Annotated in this window: 21 protein-coding genes; 8 read left to right on the top strand and 13 right to left on the bottom strand. The window is 67.1% G+C overall.

What is annotated here, in order from left to right:
* Window positions 1-81: 81 nt before the first annotated feature.
* From BZL41_RS03305 to nirS, 10 genes are all read right to left on the bottom strand, one after another.
* Window positions 82-1,566: a nitrite reductase gene (locus tag BZL41_RS03305; protein WP_095597980.1), complete on the bottom strand. Its 1,485-nt coding sequence runs from the start codon at window positions 1,564-1,566 to the stop codon at window positions 82-84.
* Window positions 1,557-2,393, bottom strand: coding sequence for a uroporphyrinogen-III C-methyltransferase (gene cobA, locus BZL41_RS03300; protein WP_095597979.1), 837 nt, complete (start codon window positions 2,391-2,393; stop codon window positions 1,557-1,559). The genes BZL41_RS03305 and cobA overlap by 10 nt, the downstream gene beginning before the upstream one ends.
* 13 nt (window positions 2,394-2,406) lie before the next feature.
* Window positions 2,407-3,585 (bottom strand): heme d1 biosynthesis radical SAM protein NirJ, encoded by a 1,179-nt coding sequence (gene nirJ / locus BZL41_RS03295; RefSeq protein ID WP_095597978.1) that lies wholly within the window; start codon window positions 3,583-3,585, stop codon window positions 2,407-2,409.
* A 120-nt stretch (window positions 3,586-3,705) separates the two neighbouring features.
* Complete coding sequence (locus BZL41_RS03290; protein ID WP_095597977.1) at window positions 3,706-4,218, bottom strand: Lrp/AsnC family transcriptional regulator; 513 nt, start codon at window positions 4,216-4,218, stop codon at window positions 3,706-3,708.
* Window positions 4,193-4,636 carry an Lrp/AsnC family transcriptional regulator gene (locus BZL41_RS03285; RefSeq protein WP_095597976.1) on the bottom strand — a complete coding sequence of 148 codons (444 nt, stop codon included), beginning with the start codon at window positions 4,634-4,636 and terminating at the stop codon, window positions 4,193-4,195. Before BZL41_RS03285 ends, BZL41_RS03290 begins: the two co-directional genes overlap by 26 nt.
* The gene (locus BZL41_RS03280) at window positions 4,629-5,126 is read right to left on the bottom strand and encodes an Lrp/AsnC family transcriptional regulator (RefSeq protein WP_095597975.1); all 498 of its coding nucleotides are present in this window, start codon (window positions 5,124-5,126) and stop codon (window positions 4,629-4,631) included. The genes BZL41_RS03285 and BZL41_RS03280 overlap by 8 nt, the downstream gene beginning before the upstream one ends.
* Window positions 5,123-5,581, bottom strand: coding sequence for an AsnC family transcriptional regulator (locus BZL41_RS03275; RefSeq protein ID WP_095597974.1), 459 nt, complete (start codon window positions 5,579-5,581; stop codon window positions 5,123-5,125). The genes BZL41_RS03280 and BZL41_RS03275 overlap by 4 nt, the downstream gene beginning before the upstream one ends.
* Window positions 5,582-5,583: 2 nt before the next feature.
* On the bottom strand, window positions 5,584-6,762 hold the full coding sequence (locus BZL41_RS03270; protein ID WP_095597973.1) for a cytochrome D1 domain-containing protein: 1,179 nt from the start codon (window positions 6,760-6,762) through the stop codon (window positions 5,584-5,586).
* Window positions 6,759-7,079, bottom strand: a complete 321-nt coding sequence (locus BZL41_RS03265) for a cytochrome c (RefSeq protein ID WP_095597972.1) — start codon at window positions 7,077-7,079, stop codon at window positions 6,759-6,761. The genes BZL41_RS03270 and BZL41_RS03265 overlap by 4 nt, the downstream gene beginning before the upstream one ends.
* A gap of 56 nt (window positions 7,080-7,135) precedes the next feature.
* Window positions 7,136-8,854 (bottom strand): nitrite reductase, encoded by a 1,719-nt coding sequence (nirS, locus tag BZL41_RS03260; protein WP_095597971.1) that lies wholly within the window; start codon window positions 8,852-8,854, stop codon window positions 7,136-7,138.
* A 289-nt stretch (window positions 8,855-9,143) separates the two neighbouring features.
* On the opposite strand from nirS, the gene BZL41_RS03255 reads away from it, so the two are divergent.
* From BZL41_RS03255 to BZL41_RS03230, 6 genes are all read left to right on the top strand, one after another.
* Window positions 9,144-9,914: a CbbQ/NirQ/NorQ/GpvN family protein gene (locus BZL41_RS03255; RefSeq protein ID WP_170837177.1), complete on the top strand. Its 771-nt coding sequence runs from the start codon at window positions 9,144-9,146 to the stop codon at window positions 9,912-9,914.
* The gene (locus BZL41_RS03250) at window positions 9,898-10,476 is read left to right on the top strand and encodes a cytochrome c oxidase subunit 3 family protein (RefSeq protein ID WP_095597970.1); all 579 of its coding nucleotides are present in this window, start codon (window positions 9,898-9,900) and stop codon (window positions 10,474-10,476) included. Before BZL41_RS03255 ends, BZL41_RS03250 begins: the two co-directional genes overlap by 17 nt.
* A complete protein-coding gene (locus BZL41_RS03245; RefSeq protein WP_095597969.1) occupies window positions 10,473-10,718 on the top strand; it encodes a cytochrome C oxidase subunit IV family protein in 246 nt (81 codons plus the stop codon). Before BZL41_RS03250 ends, BZL41_RS03245 begins: the two co-directional genes overlap by 4 nt.
* A gap of 96 nt (window positions 10,719-10,814) precedes the next feature.
* Complete coding sequence (locus tag BZL41_RS03240) at window positions 10,815-11,255, top strand: cytochrome c (RefSeq protein WP_095597968.1); 441 nt, start codon at window positions 10,815-10,817, stop codon at window positions 11,253-11,255.
* 3 nt (window positions 11,256-11,258) lie between these two features.
* On the top strand, window positions 11,259-12,677 hold the full coding sequence (locus BZL41_RS03235) for a cbb3-type cytochrome c oxidase subunit I (protein ID WP_095597967.1): 1,419 nt from the start codon (window positions 11,259-11,261) through the stop codon (window positions 12,675-12,677).
* A 77-nt stretch (window positions 12,678-12,754) separates the two neighbouring features.
* Window positions 12,755-14,596, top strand: coding sequence for a nitric oxide reductase activation protein NorD (locus tag BZL41_RS03230; protein ID WP_095597966.1), 1,842 nt, complete (start codon window positions 12,755-12,757; stop codon window positions 14,594-14,596).
* A 15-nt stretch (window positions 14,597-14,611) separates the two neighbouring features.
* Here the strand turns inward: BZL41_RS03230 and BZL41_RS03225 are convergent, their stop codons facing one another.
* The 3 genes from BZL41_RS03225 to BZL41_RS28960 form a co-directional block, all read right to left on the bottom strand.
* A complete protein-coding gene (locus tag BZL41_RS03225) occupies window positions 14,612-14,803 on the bottom strand; it encodes a DnrP protein (protein ID WP_084334915.1) in 192 nt (63 codons plus the stop codon).
* Window positions 14,804-14,868: 65 nt separating this feature from the next.
* Window positions 14,869-15,552 carry a Crp/Fnr family transcriptional regulator gene (locus BZL41_RS03220; protein ID WP_095597965.1) on the bottom strand — a complete coding sequence of 228 codons (684 nt, stop codon included), beginning with the start codon at window positions 15,550-15,552 and terminating at the stop codon, window positions 14,869-14,871.
* A gap of 73 nt (window positions 15,553-15,625) precedes the next feature.
* On the bottom strand, window positions 15,626-15,760 hold the full coding sequence (locus BZL41_RS28960; protein WP_256578066.1) for a hypothetical protein: 135 nt from the start codon (window positions 15,758-15,760) through the stop codon (window positions 15,626-15,628).
* Between the two features lie 285 nt (window positions 15,761-16,045).
* Between BZL41_RS28960 and BZL41_RS03215 the strand changes: the two genes are divergently transcribed.
* Window positions 16,046-18,127: a TonB-dependent siderophore receptor gene (locus tag BZL41_RS03215; RefSeq protein WP_095597964.1), complete on the top strand. Its 2,082-nt coding sequence runs from the start codon at window positions 16,046-16,048 to the stop codon at window positions 18,125-18,127.
* A 141-nt stretch (window positions 18,128-18,268) separates the two neighbouring features.
* Window positions 18,269-20,146 (top strand): MFS transporter, encoded by a 1,878-nt coding sequence (locus BZL41_RS03210; RefSeq protein ID WP_095597963.1) that lies wholly within the window; start codon window positions 18,269-18,271, stop codon window positions 20,144-20,146.
* The last annotated feature ends 228 nt before the right edge of the window (window positions 20,147-20,374 follow it).

Below are 20,374 nucleotides of genomic sequence, written 5' to 3'. Positions count from 1 at the left end.
AGGAAAGGCGGTGATAGCGGTTCATCCGAACCAACAACAGCTAACGCACAGCCAATACATTCGCCCGCTGCCCATTCCCTCTCAATGCGACGTCCCCTCGGCAAATTCGATCTTGTTGCCGACGTTGTATTTGCCGGACGGCTTGTTCATCGGCAGGCGCTTGATCTCTTCCAGGGTGCGGGCGTCGTAGACGATCAGCGCGCCTTCGCTGTCCCATACGCTGAGTAGGGCGTAGCGACCGTCCTGGGTGAATTCCACGTGGGCGGCGTTCTTGCCCGGCATCGGCCGCAGGGTGTGGGCGATTTCCAGGGTCTGCTTGTCAATCAGATGCACCCGGTCGTTGTTCGGGCCGAAGAACACGTCGGTCCAGGCGTAGGGCGAGTCCTTGTGGCTGCGCATGAAGAAGCCGGGGCCGTCGGTGGGGATTTCCTTGATCAATTTCCAGGTCTTGATGTCCAGCACCGAGATCAGTCCCTGGCTGATATTCGGCGTGGCGAATACCCACTCGCCCTGGCGTTTCCAGTAGATGCCCGAGCCCAGGTGCGGCATGCCCGGCAGCGGGATGTCGGCCACCGCCCGGCCGGCGTCGAGGTCGATCACCTGGCCGCCCTTGGCCGCACGCGAGGTGGCCAGCAGGTAGCGGTAGTCCGGGGTGAAGGAGAAATCGTCGAGGCGGTCGCGGGCGGCGATGCGCCGGGGCTGGAAGTCTGGCGTGCCGGCGTAGGACAGCTCCCAGGCTTCGTTCACGTCCTTCAACGCGACCACGAAGCTGTCGCGCGGCGGCGCGGTGTAGACCGCGCTGACCCGCGAGGCGCTGCCGTCCGCACCGAGCGCAGGGATCACCTTCACCGGGGTCAGATCGCGGGCGTCCAGCACTACCAGGTTGCCCGGCAGGTAGTTGCCCACCAGCACCCAGCGGCCGTCGTTGCTCACCGCCAGGTTGCGGGTGTTCAGCCCGGCGCGGATTTCCGCCACGGTGCTCAGGCTGTGCAGGTCGTAGAGGGTGATCCAGCCGTCGCGGGCGGCGAAGTAGACGAAGCGACCGTCCGGCGAGAACTTCGGCCCGCCGTGCAGGGCAAAGTGCGAGGGGAAGCGGGCGAGCACGTCGAAGCGGTCGCCGTCGAGGATGTTCACCTGATGGTTGCCGGCCTCCACCACCACGAACAGGTTGAGCGGATCGGCACCGTGCTGCGGCTTCGCCGGCAGGCTATCCGGTGCGCGCAGGATGCGGTGTCTGGCGCGGATGTCGGCCTCGCTCCAGGTCGGCGGCATGGCGGAGGGTTGGTAGAGGTAGGCGACCAGCGCGTCGAGCTGGGCGTCGTCCAGGCGGTCGCCGAAGGCGGCCATCTGGCTGGCCGGACGACCGTCACGGATGGTGCGACGCGCCTCGGCCGGCTTCAGCCGCTCCAGGCTTTCCGGCAGCAGGGCCGGGCCGGCGCCGCCGAAGCGGTTCTCGCCGTGGCAGCTCTGGCAGTGTTCGCGATACAGCGCGGCGGCGTCCGGGGTGGCGGCGGACAGGCTCTGGAGGGGCAGGGCGAGGCCCAGCAGCAAGGGGATCAGCCGCATAGCGCCTCCATGCGTGGCATGTGTTCGGTGCGCAGGCGAGCGGGGTACTCCAGGACACGGTCGGCGAACAGGTCCACCACCGCGCCGATCACCGTGAGTGTCGGCGGGGCGAGGCAATGTTCCTCGGCGAGGGCAGCGAGGCCATCCAAGCGCCCGCGGACCACCTGCTGGTCCGGCCGGGTGCCGTTGCCGAGCAGGGCCGCCGGGGTGTGCGGCGGCAGGCCGGCGGCGATCAGTTCGCGGCTGATTTCCTCGAGGCTGGCCAGGCCCATGTAGAACACCAGGGTCTGGCCGCCGCTGGCCAGGCTCTGCCAGGGCAGATGCAGGGCGCCGTCCGCCTGCAGGTGGCCGGTGATGAACTGGCAGGACTGCGCCAGGCCGCGATGGGTCAAGGGAATGCCGGCGTAACTGCAGCAGCCTGAGGCGGCGGTGACGCCGGGCACCACTTGGCAGTCGATGCCACGCTTGAGCAGGTAGTCCAGCTCCTCGCCTCCACGGCCGAAGATGAACGGGTCGCCGCCTTTCAGCCGTACCACGCGCAAGCCTTGCAGGGCCAGCCCGGCGAGCAGCAGGTTGATGTCGTCCTGCGGCAGGCTGTGGTGGCCGGCCGCCTTGCCGACGTAATGGGTTTCGCAGCGGGGTGGCAGCAGGTCCAGCAGCGCCGGGTTGACCAAGCGGTCGTAGACCACCGCGTCGGCCTGCTGCAACAGACTCCAGGCGCGCAGGGTGAGCAGGCCGGGGTCGCCCGGTCCGGCACCCACCAGGGCCACTTCGCCGGGTTCGAGCCGCGCCGCGAGGGCAGCGGGGAGTTGCGACATCGGGTCCATGGAAGCTCCTTGCTCAGAGGGAAACGCTGTGGATGCGCCGTGGTTCGGGCAGGCCGATTTCCGCGTCGCTCAGGTAGCAGCCGGGGTCTTCGGCCCAGAGATCGCCCTCGGCCCAGGCGCGGGTGCGGGTGTTGCCGTTGCAGATCGCCAGCCAGCGGCACTCGGCGCAACGCCCGCCCACCGCACGCGGGTGTTGGCGCAGGCGTTGCAGCAGCGGGTCCGGCCGCTCCAGCCAGAGTTCGCGGAAGGATTGCCGGCGCACGTTGCCGACGCGGTGCTGCCACCAGTAGGTGTCCGGGTGCACATCGCCGATATTGTCGATATTGGCGATGCCGGCTCCCGAGGCGTTGCCGCCCCAGGCACGCAGCAGGCGTTCCAGTTCGTCGCGCCGCTCCGGCAGGCGCCGTTCGGCCCAGTGCAGGAGCAGCACGGCGTCGGCGTCGTTGTTGCCGCTGACGAAATCGCTGTCGCGCCCGGCCTGGATGTCTTCCCAGGCGCGGTCGAAGATCAGCCACATGGCCTCGCGGGTCATCCGGGCATGGGCGTCGGCGCCGCGACTGCGCTTGCCGCGGCCGCTGTAGTTGAGGTGCGAGAGGTAGAACTTCTGCACGTCGTGCTCGCGCATCAAGTCGAGCAGCGCGGGCAGTTGCGGGTGATTGTGGCGGGTCAGGGTGGTGCGCAGGCCGACGCGGATGTCGTGGGCGCGGCACAGGTCCACGCCGCGCAGCGAGGCGGCGAAGCTGCCCTTGAGCTGGCGCCAGTCGTCGTGCACCGCTTCCAGGCCGTCGAGGCTGATGCCGACGTAGTCGAAGCGGGCCGCGGCGATGCGCTCGATGTTGCCCTCGTCGATCAGCGTGCCGTTGCTGGAGAGGGCGACGAAGAAGCCGCGTGCCCGCGCGTGGTCGGCGAGCTGGAACAGGTCGGGGCGCAAGAGCGGCTCGCCGCCGGACAGGATCAGCACGCGCACTCCGGCGTCATGCAGGTCGTCGATCACCCGCAGGGCTTCGGCGGTGTCCAGCTCGTCGCGGAAGGTGCTGTCGGCGGAGGTGGCGTAGCAATGCCGGCAGGTCAGGTTGCAGCGCCGCAGCAGGTTCCAGATCACCACCGGCGGGCGCGTGCTGCCGGGTGGCGCGCTGCGCGGGGCCGGGCTCTGGCCGGCCAGGGTGCGCAGGTAGTGGCTGATCCTCAACACGGGCAGATCCTCCTGGATTCGAGTGCCGTCCTGTGTCCGCAGGATCGGCGAGGGCCGGGAGGCGCTCCTTGATTTCGCGCAAGAAAGGGGAGGGCCCCGGTGCGGCAGGGCGTCGCGCTTTCAGCGCGTGCGCGAGCGGGGTTCACCCAGCCGCAGGCCGGTCTTCTTCAGGATGCGGCTGCTGACCAGCATATCGTCGGCGCGGCAGGCGTCGCCGAGCAGGGCGCGGATTTCGGCGCGGTAGCCGTCGATCTCCGCCGCGCTGCGGCCGTGGACCATGGCGAACAGGTTGTAGCGCCAGCCGTCCTTGCGCGGACGGCGGTAGCAGTGGCTGACGCAGGGCAGGGCGCCGACGGCCGGGCCGAGGCGATCGATCGCGTCGTCGGCGATGTCCCATACGGTCATGCCGTTGTGCCGGTAGCCCAGGCGGTAATGGTTGGGCACGGCGGCGATGCGGCGGATGGCGCCGTCCGCCTGCAGGCGGGCGAGCAATGCCAGGGTGGCATCCGGACTCAGCCCGAGGCGTTCGGCGAGCCAGCCCCAGGGGTCTTCCACCAGCGGCAGACCGGCTTCGGTGAGGGCGACCAGCCGCCGTGCCAGATCGGCGTCAGAGGGGGAAATGCAGGCCGACATGGTAGGTCGCCTCCTTGGGCAGATCGAGCACGGCGAGGCCGGTTCTCGCCTCGATCCGCGCCAGGCTGGCGGCGACGTCGGCGGGTGTCGCGCAGGCCAGGACGAACCACATGTTGTAGGCGTGCTCGCGGCGGTAGTTGTGGGCCACTTCGGGCATGCCGTGGAGCAGTGCGGCCACCTCCTCGAAGCGTGTTTCGGGCACGGCCAGCGCCGCCAGGGTGAAGGCGCCGCCGAGGCGTTCGATGTCGAATATGGGGCCGAAGCGGGTGAGGGTGCCGTCGTCCAGTAATGCCTGGACCCGTGTGCGCAGCTCGGCGGGGGGCGCGGCCAGCTCGTCGGCCAGCGCCTCCCAGGGGTGGCGCACCAGCGGCAGGCCGCGTTGCAGGCGGTCGATCAGGCGGCGGTCGAGGTCATCCATGGTGGCGCTCCGCAGCGGGGGCGTAGCGGCCGCCGCATTGCTTGTAGGCGCGGGTGCTGAACAGCAGGGCATGGGGATGGTGCGCCAGGCCCTGCTCGCCGAGCAGCGCGGCGATGCGCTGGCGCACCTGCTCGCGCTCGCGGCCGTGGATCATGCAGAACAGGTTGTAACGCCACTGCGGCGGGCGGCGCGGGCGGCGGTAGCAAAGATTGACGCCGGGCGCCTGGCCGAGCCGGCGGCCGACGTCGTCCACCTCGGCATCGGGGATGTCCAGCACCAGCATGGCGTTGGCGCGATAGCCCAGGGCGTGGTGACGCAGCACCAGGCCGACGCGGCGGAACAGTCCCTCCGCCTGCCATTCTCCGACCTGGGCCAGCACCTCGTTTTCGCCGCAACCGAGCTGCCCGGCCAACAGCCGGTACGGGCGCGGCACCAGCGGCAGGCCCTGTTCCAGCAGGCGGCGCAGTTCGAGGCGTTGCTCGGTGTTCATCGCAGGGTCTCCAGGGGGAAGCCGAGGTCGATGCGGTAGGCGGTGTGCATCGGCAGGTCCAGCGGCATCAGGCCGGTTTCCGCTTCGATCTCGTCGAGCACCCGGGACAAGTGGGTGCGGTCCGGGCCGGTCAGGACGAACCAGAGGTTGTAGCGGTGCTCGCGGCGGTAGTTGTGGTTTACCTCGGGGAACTGGCTGATGCGCGCCGCCACCTGCTCCAGGCGCGCCTCGGGCACGCTCAGGGCGACCAGGGTGCTGGCGCCGGCGCGGCGGTGTTCGAACACCGGGCCGACCCGCGATAGCGCGCCTTCGGCCTGGAGCCGGGTCAGCCGGTCGAGCACTTCGGCCTCGGTGCAGCCCAGCGCCTCGGCCATCGCCCGGTAAGGCTCGGGACAGAGCGGCATGCCGTGCTGGAAGCGCTCGATCAGGCGGCGACTGAGACTGTCCAGTTCCATGCTCAGAGCCCCGTCTCGTGGGCCCGGCTGCTGAAGAAGATACCGCTCGGGCTTTGCGCGGGCAGGCATTGGAGCAGTTCCAGGCGGTACGGGTCCCAGACTTGCACTTCGCCGCCGTCGCGCACGGAGAGCCAGAGCTGGTCGCCGCGCGCGGTGAATTCCATATGTAGCACCGCCGGGCCCGGTTCCAGGGTGCTGATGATGCGATGGGTCTCGCTGTCGATCACCTGCACCTTGCCGTTGTCCGGGTAGGCGAAGTTGACCCAGATCTGCCGGTGGTCCGGCCGTGCCATGACGAACACCGGCTGGCCGAGCACGTCGATGCGGTCGGTCTGGTGCCAGTCGCGGCTGTCCAGCACCAGCACCTGGTGATGGCCGACGGCGGGGACGAAGGCCTGCTCGCCGGCCACGGTCCAGCCTTCCAGGTGAGGCATCTTGTATACCGGTAGCTTCTGCGCGCCGCGGCCGTAGTCTTCCAGCACCCGCTGCACGCCGCGCTCCGGGTGCCAGAGGTCGAGGCGGGCCATACCGTCCTCGCCGAACAACCCGGCCATGTAATAGCGGCCGTCCGGGGTGATGAGGGCGTCGTAGGGCTGCTTGCCGATGCCGGTGTAGCGGGTGACGACCGGGGTGTGGCCCTGGCTGAAATCAGCAGTCCAGATTTCGCCGGTGTCGAACAGGCTGAAGACGAAGCGCTGGCCGGGGGCGTCCACCAGACCCACCACGCGGGAGCGCTTGCCGCCCTCGGCCAGCGGGGTGGCGACGATTTCGGCGATCGGCGCCAGGGTGGCGGCATCGAACACCCGCACGCCGCCCGGTTCGTAATTGGAAACGGCAATCAGCGAGCCGTCCTGGCTGATGGCGCCGCCGATGCTGTTGCCGCCCTGGACGATGCGCCGGTCGATGCGTTGGCGCAGCAGGTCGACCTTGGTCAGCCCGCCATCGCGGCCGAACACGTAGGCGTAGCGCTGGTCGCGGGAGAACACCACCGAGGCGTGGGACAGATCGCCCAGGCCCTCGACGCGGGCGAGGCTGCGGCGGTGGCTGCTCTCGATAATCTGCAGGCTGCCGCTAGCGCGTTCCACCACCACGCCGAGGTCGCCGCTGCCACGCGGCTCGGTCTGGTGGGCGCAGGCGGTCAATAACAGGCTGGCGAGCGCCAGCAGGGTCGCTCGGATCATTGCGGGTTTCCTTCTGTCAGGCGATCGATCAGCCAGGCGATGTCCGCTTCGTCGAGCAGGCCCTCCCAGCCGGGCATGGCGGTGCCGGGCCGGCCGTGGCGGACGGTGGCGATCAGGCTCTCGCGCGGCTTGCCGGCCAGGGCTTCGCGGGTCAGCGCCGGGCCCAGGCCGCCGGTCAGGCGCAGGCCGTGGCAGGAGCCGCAGTCCTGGCGCAGCAGGTTGCCCAGTTCGGCCTGCCGCGCCGAATCAAGTTCCTCGGCCTGGGCGACGGGGCCGGACAGGCAGGCGGCGAGCAGGGCGAGGCGGAGGAGAGACATGCGCAGTTCCTTTGGCTGAGGGGCTGGGGCGGGCCGCGAAGCCCGCCCCAGACGGCTCAGTACACGTCGTGCTGGGTGTTGTAGACGTTGAATTTACCGGTCGGGGTGACCAGCCTCTTGTCCCGGATCACTGTTTTCAGCTTCAGCGTCTTGTCGTCCACCACCACCAGCGCCGACTCCTGGTCCTGGCCACTCCACACCGAGAACCAGACCTCATCGCCGGATTTGTTGTATTCCGGCTGCACCACGCGCTTGGCGCCGTCCTTCAGGCCGGACCACTCGCCGATGGGCAGGACGCGGTAGCCGGCATCCAGCTTGTCGAGGTCGAACACGGCCACCGACTGGCTGATCTTGGCGTCGGGGTTGAAGGTGGTGTCCACGTACAGGTGGCGCGATTGCGGGTGGGTCTTGATGAACAGCGAGCCGCCGCCCTGGCCCTTGAGGGTGTCGACGTGCTTCCAGGCGTATTGCGGGTGCTTCTCCGGGTCGGTGCCGATCAGCGAGATGCTTTCGTCGCCCAGGTGGCTGGTGGCCCAGACCGGCCCGTATTTCGGGTGGTCGAAGTTGGCGCCGCGGCCCGGGTGCGGAATCTTGCCCACGTCCACCAGAGCGGTGAGCTTGCGGTCGCGGGAGTCGATCACGGCGATCTTGTTGGAGTTGTTGGCAGCGGTCATGAAGTAGCGGTGGGTGCTGTCCCAACCCCCGTCATGCAGGAAGGGCGCGGCGTTGATGCTGGTCACGGTGAGGTTGTCGATGTCCTCGTAGTTGACCAGCAACACCTTGCCGGTTTCCTTGACGTTGACGATGAACTCCGGCCGTTCGTGGGAGGCGATGATCGCTGCCACGCGTGGCTCGGGGTGGTATTCCTGCTTGTCCACGGTCATGCCGCGGGTGGAGACGATCTGCTTCGGCTCCAGGGTTTCGCCGTCCATCAGGGTGAACTGTGGCGGCCAATAGGAACCGGCGATGGCGTAGGTATCCTCGTAGCCCTTGTACTTGGAGGTCTCCACCGAGCGCGCCTCGATGCCCACCTTGATCTCGGCGACCTTGGTCGGCTCCTTCGGCCACAGGTCGATCATGTCGATCTTGGCGTCGCGGCCGATCACCAGCAGGTAGCGGCCGGAGGCGGACAGGCGCGAGATGTGTACCGCATAGCCGGTCTCGATGGTCTTGACGATCTTCTTGCTGTCGCCGTCGATCAGGGCGATCTTGCCGTCGTCGCGCAGGGTGACGGAGAACAGGTTGCCCAGGTTGAGGTTGTTGAGCTGCTTCTTCGGCCGGTCTTCCGGCTTGACCAGCAGCTTCCAGGATTCGCGCATCTCGGCCATGCCCCACTCCGGCGGGGTCGGCGGGGTGTGCTGGATGAACTTGGCCATCAGGGTGATCTGGTCCTTGGTCAGCGCGTTCGACGTGCCCCAGTTCGGCATGCCGGCCGGCGAGCCATAGGTGATCAGCGCCTCGAGGTAGGCCTGGCCGCGCTCCTGGGTGATGTCCGGGGTCAGCGGCTTGCCGGTGGCGCCCTTGCGCAGCACGCCGTGGCAGCCGGCGCAGCGCTGGAAGTAGATTTCCTTGGCCTGGGTGAACTCCGCCTCGCTCAGGTCGGGGGCCCCCGGTGTGTGGACGACCTGGGCGCTGGCCGGGTCGATGGCTGAGGCCTGGCCGCGTTGGGCGGCATCGGCGTTTTCAAGGTTGGTCGCGGCCTGGGCGACGGCCAGGCCGAGCAGGGACAGGGTAGCGACCAGGGTCGCGGCGAACGGCTTGCCAACGGTTGTCATGTATTCCTCCTGAGAGCGCCGGCGGGGCGGCGTTCCATGTGCTTGTTCACGGCGTTGAAGCGTTTTTCCAAGGGCCTGTTCATTGCCTGGACGTTGAACAGGTCTGAAGGCGCTGAAAGCCCGTGACAGACCCTATGCCGGGTGTCCCGACGAGGCGCTTGACCGGAATCAAGTTTGCCCGGCGTGCGACTTGTCACGTTGTCGCAGGGGCCGGTAGCGTGCGGGGCAGTTTCCGTTGCCGTCCGAGGTGATTCCCGTGTCCGCCGTCCTTTCTTCCCTTGGCCATGACCTGCCGTTCTACGCGCCGCTCGGCAACGAGGTGGCGCTGTTCGAGCGGGCCTGGCGGCACGGCATGCCGGTGCTGATCAAGGGTCCCACCGGGTGCGGCAAGACCCGCTTCGTCCAGCACATGGCCCGGCGCCTGGAGCTGCCGCTGTATACCGTGGCTTGCCACGACGACCTCTCCGCCGCCGACCTGGTCGGCCGCCACCTGATCGGCGCCGACGGCACCTGGTGGCAGGACGGCCCGCTGACCCGCGCGGTGCGCGAGGGTGGCATCTGCTATCTGGACGAGGTGGTGGAGGCGCGGCAGGACACCGCCGTGGTGCTGCACCCGCTGGCCGACGACCGTCGCGAGCTGTACATCGAGCGCACCGGCGAGGCGTTGCGCGCACCGCCCGGCTTCATGCTGGTGGTGTCCTACAACCCCGGCTACCAGAACCTGCTCAAAGGCATGAAGCCCAGCACCCGCCAGCGCTTCGTCGCCCTGCGCTTCGACTACCCCGAGGCTGCGGAGGAGGTACGCATCGTCGCCCACGAGGCGCAGGTGGATATCGAGCTGGCCGAGCGGGTCGTCGCCCTGGGGCAGGCGTTGCGCCGCCTGGAGCAGCACGACCTGGAGGAAGTCGCCTCGACCCGCCTGCTGATCTTCGCCGCGCGCCTGATCGGTGCCGGCGTGGCGCCGCGCGAAGCTTGCCTGGCCTGCCTCGCCGAGCCGCTGTCGGACGATCCGCAGACTGTCGCTGCGCTGATGGACGTGGTGGATGTCCACTTCGCCTGAGATCGCCGTCCGCCCTTTGCCGGGCGACTTGGCGATGTGGTTCTTCATCCTCGCCGAGCTGGCGGTGTTCGGTCTGCTGATCCTGGCCTTCGCCGTCACCCGGCTGCTGCATCCCGCGCTGTTCGCCGAGGGGCAGGCAGCGCTGGACGGTTCCACCGGGCTGGCGCTGACACTGAGCCTGCTCACCGGCGGCTGGCTGGCGGCGCTGGCGGTGCAGCGGGTGCGCGACGACCGGCCGCGCCGGGCCGCCGTGCTGCTGCTCGCCGCGCTGGCCTCGGCGGTGGTCTACGTGGTGCTCAAGCTGGGCGAGTACACGCATCTGGCGCGGCTCGGCCTGGACATCGAGCACGACACCTTCTTCACCCTCTACTGGATTCTCACCGGCTTCCATTTCCTCCACGTGCTGCTGGGCATGGCGATTCTCGCCTTCCTGGCCCTGCGTTGCGGACAGCGGGCCTACGGGCCGGGGCGTTGCAGCGGGCTGGAGTCCGGTGTGCTTTATTGGCACATGGTCGATCTGGTCTGGGTGCTGTTGTTCCCGCTGGTCTACGTGCTGCGATGAAGACGCTGTCCTTGTGCTGGATCGGCCTGGCGCTGCTGTCGCTGGTCACCGTCGGTTTCGGTTCGGCCGGCAGCGGTGCGCTCATGGCCGGCGGCGTGCTGGTCGCCGCGCTGGGCAAGGCCTGGCTGATCGTCGACCGCTTCATGGAGCTGCATCGCGCGCCGCGTTTCTGGCGCGGCCTGCTGCTGGCCTGGCCGCTGGCGATGGCGGCGGCCATCGGGCTGACCCTGGCCCTGCGCTGAATCCTGACTGTTCCAATCGGTTTTCTTGATTCTCATCAAGCGGGTTTCGCCGTGGCGCTTCCTAGAATGGCCGCGCACAGCCATGAGGAGGCGTCCATGTCAGAGACCTTCACCAAGGGCATGGCCAGGAACATTTATTTCGGGGGGAGCGTGTTCTTCTTCCTGGTGTTCCTGGCCCTGACCTACCACAGCGAGCAGACCTTTCCCGAGCGATCCAACGAGGCGGCGATGACCGAGTCGGTGGTGCGCGGCAAGCTGGTCTGGGAACAGAACAACTGCATCGGTTGCCACACCCTGCTGGGCGAGGGCGCGTACTTCGCGCCGGAGCTGGGCAACGTGTACGTGCGCCGGGGCGGCGAGGCGGGCTTCAAGCCCTACCTGCACGCCTGGCTCAAGGCCCAGCCGCTGGGCGTGCCGGGGCGCCGCGCGATGCCGCAGTTCAACCTCAGCGAGGATGAGGTGAACGATCTGGCCGACTTCCTCAAGTGGACCTCGCAGATCAACACCAACGACTGGCCGCCGAACAAGGAGGGCTGATTCATGAGCCTGACCAATCCCCATCTGAAATTCGCCTCGCAGGCCGTCGCCAAGCCGTACTTCGTGTTCGCCCTGATGCTCTTTGTCGGGCAGATCCTGTTCGGCCTGATCATGGGCCTGCAGTACGTGGTCGGCGACTTCCTGTTCCCGCTGATCCCGTTCAACGTCGCCCGCATGGTGCACACCAACTTGCTGATCGTCTGGTTGCTGTTCGGCTTCATGGGCGCGGCCTACTACCTGATCCCCGAGGAGGCCGATCGCGAGCTGCACAGCCCGAAACTGGCGCTGCTGCTGTTCTGGGTATTCGCCATCGCCGGCGTGCTGACCATCCTCGGCTACCTGCTGGTGCCCTATGCCGGGCTGGCGAAGTTGACCGGCAACGAACTGCTGCCGACCATGGGCCGCGAGTTCCTCGAACAGCCGACGATCACCAAGGCCGGTATCGTGGTGGTGGCCCTGGGCTTCCTCTACAACATCGGCATGACCCTGCTGAAAGGCCGCAAGACCGCCATCAGCATGGTGATGATGACCGGCCTGATCGGCCTGGCGGTGTTCTTCCTGTTCTCCTTCTACAACCCGGAAAACCTGGCCCGCGACAAGTACTACTGGTGGTGGGTGGTGCACCTGTGGGTGGAAGGCGTGTGGGAGCTGATCATGGGCTCGATGCTGGCCTTCGTGCTGATCAAGATCACTGGCGTAGACCGCGAGGTGATCGAGAAGTGGCTCTACGTGATCATCGCCATGGCCCTGATCACCGGCATCATCGGCACCGGCCACCACTTCTTCTGGATCGGCGCGCCGGGTGTCTGGCTGTGGCTGGGCTCGATCTTCTCGGCCATGGAACCGCTGCCGTTCTTCGCCATGGTGCTGTTCGCCTTCAACATGGTGAACCGCCGCCGTCGCGAGCACCCGAACCGCGCCGCCGCGCTCTGGGCCATCGGCACCACCGTCACCGCCTTCCTCGGTGCCGGCGTATGGGGCTTCCTGCACACCCTGGCACCGGTGAACTACTACACCCACGGCTCGCAGATCACCGCGGCCCACGGTCACCTGGCCTTCTACGGCGCCTACGCGATGATCGTGATGACCATGATCAGCTACGCCATGCCGCGCCTGCGGGGCATCGGCGAGGCGCCGGACGCGCGGGCGCAGACCGTCGAGGTCTGGGGCTTCTGGCTGATGACCCTGTCGATGATGGCCATCACCCTGTTCCTCACCGCCGCCGGCGTGGTGCAGGTGTGGCTGCAGCGGCTGCCGGCGGACGGCGCGGCCATGTCGTTCATGAACACCATGGACCAGCTTGCCGTGTTCTTCTGGCTGCGGCTGGTGGCCGGGGTGCTGTTCTTCATCGGCCTCGGTTGCTACCTGTTCAGCTTCCGCCAGCGCGGCCGGCTGCCGGTGGCGGCCGCCGTCACGGCCTGAAGCGGTTGGTTCTGATGCACGCAACGGCCCGGCTGGCGACAGACCGGGCCGTTTTTTCCTCGGCAGCGGAGTGAGTCATGGCCTTTACCGTCGAACTGGAAGAGTGGGTCGGCAGCGCCTGGCACCGCTTCATCACCCGCCACGCCAGCCCGGACTTCCCGGAGGCGCGGGTCGAGCTGGAGAGCGAACAGCGTGCCATTGGCGTGCTGTTTCGCGCCCTCGGCGGCGCCAGCGGCGTCGGCGTGGCGGCGGCCAACCCGCGTGACCTGTTGCTGCGGCGCAGCCTGCTGCAACAGGTGGCCGGCACCTGCAAGCAACTGCCGGTGGCCTGGTGCGACGCGAGCCACCTGCGCCTGCCGCAAAGTCTGGCGGTGTATCCCGATGCCGCACTGAACCGCGAGCTGTACCGCTGGCTGGCGCTGCTCGCCGCCCAGGCCGGCGACATGCGCCACTGGGCGCGGGACAACCAGGCCTGGACCTGTGCGCTGCTGGAACGCTATCCGGCATTGCGTCCGCGCTACCGCGCGCTGGTGGAGGCACACCTGCCGCTGCGCCCGGATCCGGCGCGCCTGCCGTCCGGCGAGGCCGCCCTCGAACGCGCCTTGCAGCAGGCCCTGCGCGCGCCCGGCAGCGTTTCGGCGTTTCCGTCCAGCGAACGCGCGCCCTGGCCATTGCCGCTCTGGCTGTACCCCGCCGAACGCCTCGACCAGCCCCAGGCTGGTAATCTCGATGAGGACGATGAGAGCGCCCTGCAATCGTCGGCCGGCCAGCGCAACGACCTGCGCAAGCGGGCCCGGCGGGTAGAGGAGAACACCAGCAAGGGCGGCCTGCTGCTGTTTCGCCTGGAGAACCTGTTCAGTTGGTCCGAGCATGTCGATCTGGATCGCTGCGGCGACGACAGCGAAGACCTGGACGCCGCCCGCGTGGCGGAGGACCTCGACGAGATGGCGCTGTCGCGCCAGCGCTTGCGTAAGGGCGGCGGGCTCAAGCTGCACTTGGACCTGCCGCCGGCGGAGGCCGACGACCTGCCGCTGGGCGAAGGTCTGCTGCTGCCGGAATGGGATTACCGCCAGCAGCGCCTGAAAGCCGACTTCGTGCAGGTGCAGCGCATGCTGCCGCGCGGCGCCGAGCCGAAGCCCCTGCCGGACCGCCTCGCCCCCTTGGCGCGGCGGCTGCGGCGCCAGTTCGAACACCTGCGCAACGACCGCCAGTGGCTGCGTCAGCAGCCCCAGGGCGATGAACTGGACTTGCAGGCCTGGCTGGATTTCCACGTCGAGCGCCGCCACGGCCAGTGCGTCGAGAAGGGCCTGTTCCTCGAACAGCGGCAGACCCGCCGCGACCTGACCTGCCTGCTGCTGGCGGACCTGTCGATGTCTACCGAGGCACATCTGGACAACGAGCACCGGGTCATCGACGTGATCGGCGACAGCCTGTTGCTGTTCGGCGAAACCCTATCCGCTCTTGGCGATCCTTTCGCCCTCTACGGCTTTTCCTCGCTGCGCCGCCAACAGGTGCGCCTGTCGGAACTGAAAGCCTTCGAACAACGCTACGACGACCACACCCGTGGGCGTATCCAGGCGCTCAAGCCTGGCTACTACACCCGCATGGGCGCGGCGATCCGCCAGGCCAGCCGTCTGCTCGCCGAGCGCGGCCAGCGGCGCAAGCTGTTGCTGCTGGTCACCGATGGCAAGCCCAACGATCTGGATCTCTACGAGGGGCGCTACGGGGTGGAGGACACCCGCGAGGCGGTGATGGAGGCACGCCGCCAGGGCATCCTGCCGTTCTGCATCACCATCGATCAGGAGGCCGGCGACTACCTGCCGTACATGTTCGGCGCCAACGGCTACACGCTGATCCGCCAACCCCGGCAGTTGCCGCTGCGGCTGCCGCAGTTGTACCGGCAGTTGACCCAGCGCTGATGGCGAGGGGACGGGTCAGGACAGGCTGCGCGGCAGCCAGACGATCATCGCTGCGCAGAACAGCGCCAGACCGATGCAGAACCAGAGGAAACGCCTCTGCCGGCGCGCCGCCGCGCCGTCCGCTCGCACCGGCAGCGGCATGCCGCAACGCCGGCACGCGACGGTGCCGGCCGGGTGCTCTTCTCCGCAGTACAGACAGTTCGCCATGGGTCACCTCCGGGGGCGAAGACTGGCATGCCATGCGCGCGTTCACGCTTGATGGCGATCAAGCCTCACTCGAATTGCTCCAGGCGCTGGCGGTCGAGGATACGGATTTGCCGGCCGTCGAGGTCGATGATGCCCTCGTCGCTCAGGCGGCGGATGATTCGCGAGAAAGTCTCCGGCTGGATACCCAGGTGCCCGGCCACCAGTTGCTTGGCCACCGGCAGCTCGATGCGGTTCTCGTCCTCGGGGAGCTGCGCCATCTGGCTGAGGAAGTAGCGGATCACCCGGTGGGTGGCGTTCTTCAGCGAGAGGGTCTCGATCTCGTTCAGACGCTGATGCAGACGTACGCAGAGCTTGCCGAGCAGGGCGAAGGTCAGTTGCTGGTTGACCTGCAGCAGGCGCATGTAGGCGGCGTTGGAAAAACGGTAGAGCTGGGTCGGCCCCACGGCCTGGGCGGAGGCCACATAGTTGGGCGTGTCCATGAGCATCATGGCTTCGGCGAAGGTCTGGCGGTCGCCGATGATCTCGAAGATTTTCTCCTGGCCGTCCGGCGTCAGGCGAAAGATTTTCACGCAGCCCGAGATGACGAAGTAGAACGCGGTCGCCTTGTCGCCCTGGTTGAAGAGGGTGTCTCCTTTCTCGAGGTTGAGCAGTTGGCTGGCGGCGAGCAGTTCCTTGAGCTGGTCGTCGCTCAGCGGCTCGAAAAGGTGATGGCTGCGCAGGATCTGATGGTGAACGCGATGTGGCCCCATGGGTGTGTTCCTGGAAATGGCTGGGCCGCGGGCAAGCCGCGGCCGGAAAAACGATGATGGACCGGATACGGGGTTAGCGGACGGCGCTCGTCTGATCTGCGGCCGGGGTAGCGTTCGGGGCGGTGGTCAGCGACAGCGCAACGCCACTGGCCAGCGACAGCACGGAAGCTAGCACGCAACCCCAGATCAGCGGGTAGAACAGCTTCATGGGTAGGTTCTCCAGCAGGCATGGATGAGTTGAGACATCTGGGTGTCTCTTTTTCAGGCTTGCAGTTTGACGATCGAGGCCAGGGCGAATGCTGTCCTGGATCAATAAGCCGGTGGGAAACGGAGGCCGGTCGTCGTTTGGAAACCCAAGGCGATTTTTGTCAAGAAATTGTAAGCATTCTTATTAACAGTCGATACGAATTCACATATAGTCCCGCCCCAACCTTTGGGTCTTGTCCGCTCGGACAGGTCCGCTTCTGTTCTTTTTCTCTGGGGGAGACAAGTGATGTCGTCTGTCTGCATGCCTTCGCGCCTGGCCCTGGGCGTTGCCCTGGCTTTTTCTTCTTTGCCTCTGATCGCGGCCGAGACCCATGATCTCGGCGAGACTACGGTAGTCGGCGACTGGCTCGGCGAGGCGTCCGAGCAGGACGTGAAGAACCATCCCGGCGCGCGGACCGTGGTGCGCCGCCAGCAGATCGAGGAGAGCGGCGCCAGCAACGTGCGCGACGTGCTGCGCCGGGTCCCCGGTCTGCAGGTGCAGGACAGCAACGGCACGGGCGGTAGCGACATCTCGCTGAACGTCGGCAGCCGCGGCCTGACTTCCCGCCTGTCGCCGCGCGCCACCATCCTGCAGGACGGCATTCCCCTGGCCATCGCGCCCTACGGTCAGCCGCAACTGTCCCTGGCGCCCACCAGCCTGGGCAACATCGAGTCCATCGACGTGGTGCGCGGCGGCGGCGCGGTGCGCTACGGCCCGCAGAACGTCGGCGGCATCATCAACTTCGTCACCCGTGGAATTCCCGAGGAACTGGTGCGGGAAATCAGCTACCAGACCGAATCGGCACCGGCCCAGGGCGGCTTTCTCAACCGTACCAATGCCTTCCTCGGCGGTACCGCCGACAACGGCCTGGGCGCGGCGCTGCTGTACTCCGGCGTGCGTGGCGATACCTACCGCGACCACAGCGGTACCCGCATCGACGACGTGATGCTCAAGTACAAGTACGCGCTGAGCGATATCGACGAGCTGTCCGGCAGCCTGCAGTTCTACCAGGCCGACGCCGACATGCCGGGCGGCCTGAGTGCCGCCGATTTCGATGCCGACCCGTACCAGAGCACCCGCCCGTACGACAGCTTCGAAGGCGACCGCAAGCAGGCGGTGGTCAAGTACACCCGCACCCCGGACGCCGAGCGCCAGTTCGAGGTGACCGCCTTCTACAACACCAGCTACCGCAGCGGCATGCTCGCCAACAACACGCCGCAGCGCATGACCTGGCTGCGTGAACTGCCGCGCGACTACGAGGTGTTCGGCATCGAGCCGCGCTACTCGCAAATCTTCTACGCCGGCGACAGTAGCCACGAAGTGGGCATCGGCTACCGCTACATGGAAGAGGACTCCACCGAGAAGCGCTACGACCGCAGGGGCTTCGGCACCGGCGGCGATCCGTACAGCGTGCCCAAGCGCCTGGCCATCTATAACGTGGCCGACACCGAGGCGCATTCCTTCTACATCGACGACCGCATCGATATCGGCAACTGGACCGTCACTCCCGGCGTGCGCTACGAGCGGGTGCGGGTCAACTCGACCAACCGCCTGGACGGCGAAAAGAGCCAGCAGCGCTCCCGCGAGCCGCTGCCGTCGCTGAACGTCATGTACCACCTGTCCGATGCCTGGAAGCTGTACGCCAACGCCAACACCTCGTTCGGCAGCATCCAGCACTACCAGCTTTCCCGCGACGCCAGCCTGAAGGCGGAAAAGGCGCGTACCTACGAGGTTGGCACCCGTTACGACGACGGTCTGTGGAATGCCGAACTGACGGTGTTCCAGATCGACTTCGACGACCAGCTCGAATACCAGTCGGCGGGGGATATCTGGGTCAACTCCGGCAAGACGCTGCACCGCGGCGTGGAAATGGCCGGTGGCTACGAACTGGCGGGCCTCGACCCGCGCCTGCAGGGGCTGTCGATCTACGCCTCGCTGGCGCTGACCAAGGCGACCCGCGAGGAGGGCGAGAACGAGGGCAACGACCTGCCGTTCTACTCCCGCGAAGTGGCGACCCTCGGCCTGCGCTACGAGACCGGCCCCTGGACCTGGAACCTGGACGGCTATGCGCAATCCCGCCAGTTCGCCGATGCGGCCAACACCGATGAAGAGAGCGCCGACGGCTCCCTTGGCGAGATTCCCGGCTTCGGCTACTGGAACGCCCGCGGCGAGTACGCCTTCGGCCCGCAACTGGCCAACCTCAAGCTGGCCGCCGGGGTGAAGAACCTGTTCGGCCGCGAGTACTACACGCGCTCCACCGACACCAACCGGGGTAAATATCTCGGCCAGCCGCGTACGGTGTATCTGCAGACCAGCGTTTCTTTCTGACGCCTTCCGAGCCCCGCGCCAGACGCGGGGCTCGGGCCTCTTGCCTCGATCCGCGCAAAAAACGCGTAAAAACCTGTGGCTTCCGGCTGGCTTCCTGCCATCCAATAGGGCAGGCCATCACGGGCTATCAGGTAAGGGACTATGAGCGCACCCTCTCAATTCGCTTTGCTCGGCAAACGGCGTTTCCTGCCGTTCTTCCTCACCCAGTCGTTGGGGGCTTTCAACGACAACATCTTCAAGCAGTCGCTGATCCTCGCCATTCTCTACAAGCTCGGTTCCAGTGCGGACAAAAGCCTGTTGGTGAACCTCTGCGCGCTGCTGTTCATCCTGCCGTTCTTTCTGTTCTCCGCCCTCGGCGGGCAGTTCGGCGAGAAGTACGCCAAGGACTCGCTGATCCGCGCGATCAAGTTCGCCGAGATCGTCATCATGGCCGCCGGTGCGACCGGATTGCTGCTGGGCAACCTGCCGCTGATGCTCGCCGTATTGTTCTGCATGGGCACCCAGTCGGCGCTGTTCGGGCCGGTGAAGTATTCGATCCTGCCGCAGCACCTCAAGGAAGAAGAGCTGGTCGGCGGCAACGCTCTGGTTGAGATGGGTACCTTCCTGGCCATCCTCGCCGGCACCATCGGCGCCGGGATCATGATGTCCTTCGAGGGCTACGCCGGCATCGTGGCCACCTCGGTGATCCTGGTGGCGGCGCTGGGCTACCTGGCCAGCCGCGGCATCCCCCGTGCCCACGCAGCGCTGCCGGAGCTGGCGCTGGATTGGAACATCTTCCGGCAATCCTGGGCCATCCTCCGCCTGGGGCTGGTCAAGCAATTGCCCTCGGTGTCGCGCTCGATGCTGGGCAACTCCTGGTTCTGGTTCCTCGGTGCGGTCTACCTGACGCAGATCCCGGCCTATTCCAAGGACCTGCTGCACGGCGATGAAAGCGTGGTGACGCTGATCCTCACCGTGTTCTCCGTGGGCATCGCGCTGGGCTCGGTGCTCTGCGAGCGGTTGTCCGGGCACAAGGTGGAAATCGGCCTGGTGCCCTTCGGCTCCGCCGGCCTGACCCTGTTCGGCATCCTCCTCTGGTGGCTGTCCGGCGGCTTCCCCCTGGCCGCGCAGCCGCACGACTGGCTGGGTGTGCTCGCCCACGGCCAGGCTTGGGCCGTCCTCGGTTGCGTGCTGGGCATCGGCATGTTCGGCGGCTTCTACATCGTCCCGCTGTACGCGCTGATCCAGGCCCGTACCGCCGAGCACGAGCGCTCCCGGGTGATCGCCGCGAACAACATCCTCAACGCGCTGCTGATGGTGATCTCGGCCATCGTCGCGATCCTCTTCCTGACTGTCGCCGGGCTGTCGATCCCCGAGTTGTTCCTCGCTGTATCGCTGATGAACGTCGCGGTGAACGCCTACATCTTCAAGATCGTCCCCGAGTTCAGCATGCGCTTCATGGTCTGGCTGCTCGGCCACTCGATGTACCGGGTCGAACACAAGGGGTTGGACGCCATCCCGGATGAGGGGCCGGCGCTGCTGGTGTGCAACCACGTTTCCTTCGTCGACGCCCTGTTGATCGGCGGCGCGGTGCGCCGGCCGGTGCGCTTCGTCATGTACTACAAGATCTACAACCTGCCGGTGCTCAACTTCATCTTCCGCACTGCGGGTACCGTGCCTATCGCCGGGCGCAACGAAGACCTGCTGATCTACGACGCGGCGTTCCAGAAGATCGGCGAATACCTGAAGAACGGCGAAGTGGTATGCATCTTCCCCGAGGGCAAGTTGACCGGCGACGGCGAGATCAACGAGTTCAAGGCCGGCGTCGAGCGCATCCTCGCGGAAAACCCGGTGCCGGTGATCCCCATGGCACTGCAGGGGCTGTGGGGTAGCTTCTTCAGCCGCGACCCGAACAAGGGCTTTTTCAAACGCTTCTGGTCGCGCATCACCCTGGTCGCCGGCCCGGCCCTGGCGCCGGAGAACGCCGACCGGCAGACGCTCCAGGCCCAGGTGAGCGAATTGCGCGGGGCGGTGCGGTAAGGTCGTTCGATGTCGCGCGGGCGGATAAATCCGCCCCTACAAGGATGACGGCATCGGCCTTTTGCGATGGGGATGGATTGTCAGATGTGGGAGCGAATTCATTCGCGATGGGGTGACGGCGGAGCTTCGCCAATCGCGAATGAATTCGCTCCTACGATTGCGTGCTTTTCGTAGGGGCCTGCTCTGCGGGCGAAGCGCTTGTGTTGCCTGTTTCGCGAGCAGAGCTCG

Source organism: Pseudomonas sp. PIC25 (assembly GCF_002286785.1).
Taxonomy (GTDB): domain Bacteria; phylum Pseudomonadota; class Gammaproteobacteria; order Pseudomonadales; family Pseudomonadaceae; genus Pseudomonas_M.
The sequence above is the reverse complement of the archived record's forward strand: the minus strand, read 5'-3'. Positions and strand labels throughout refer to the sequence as shown.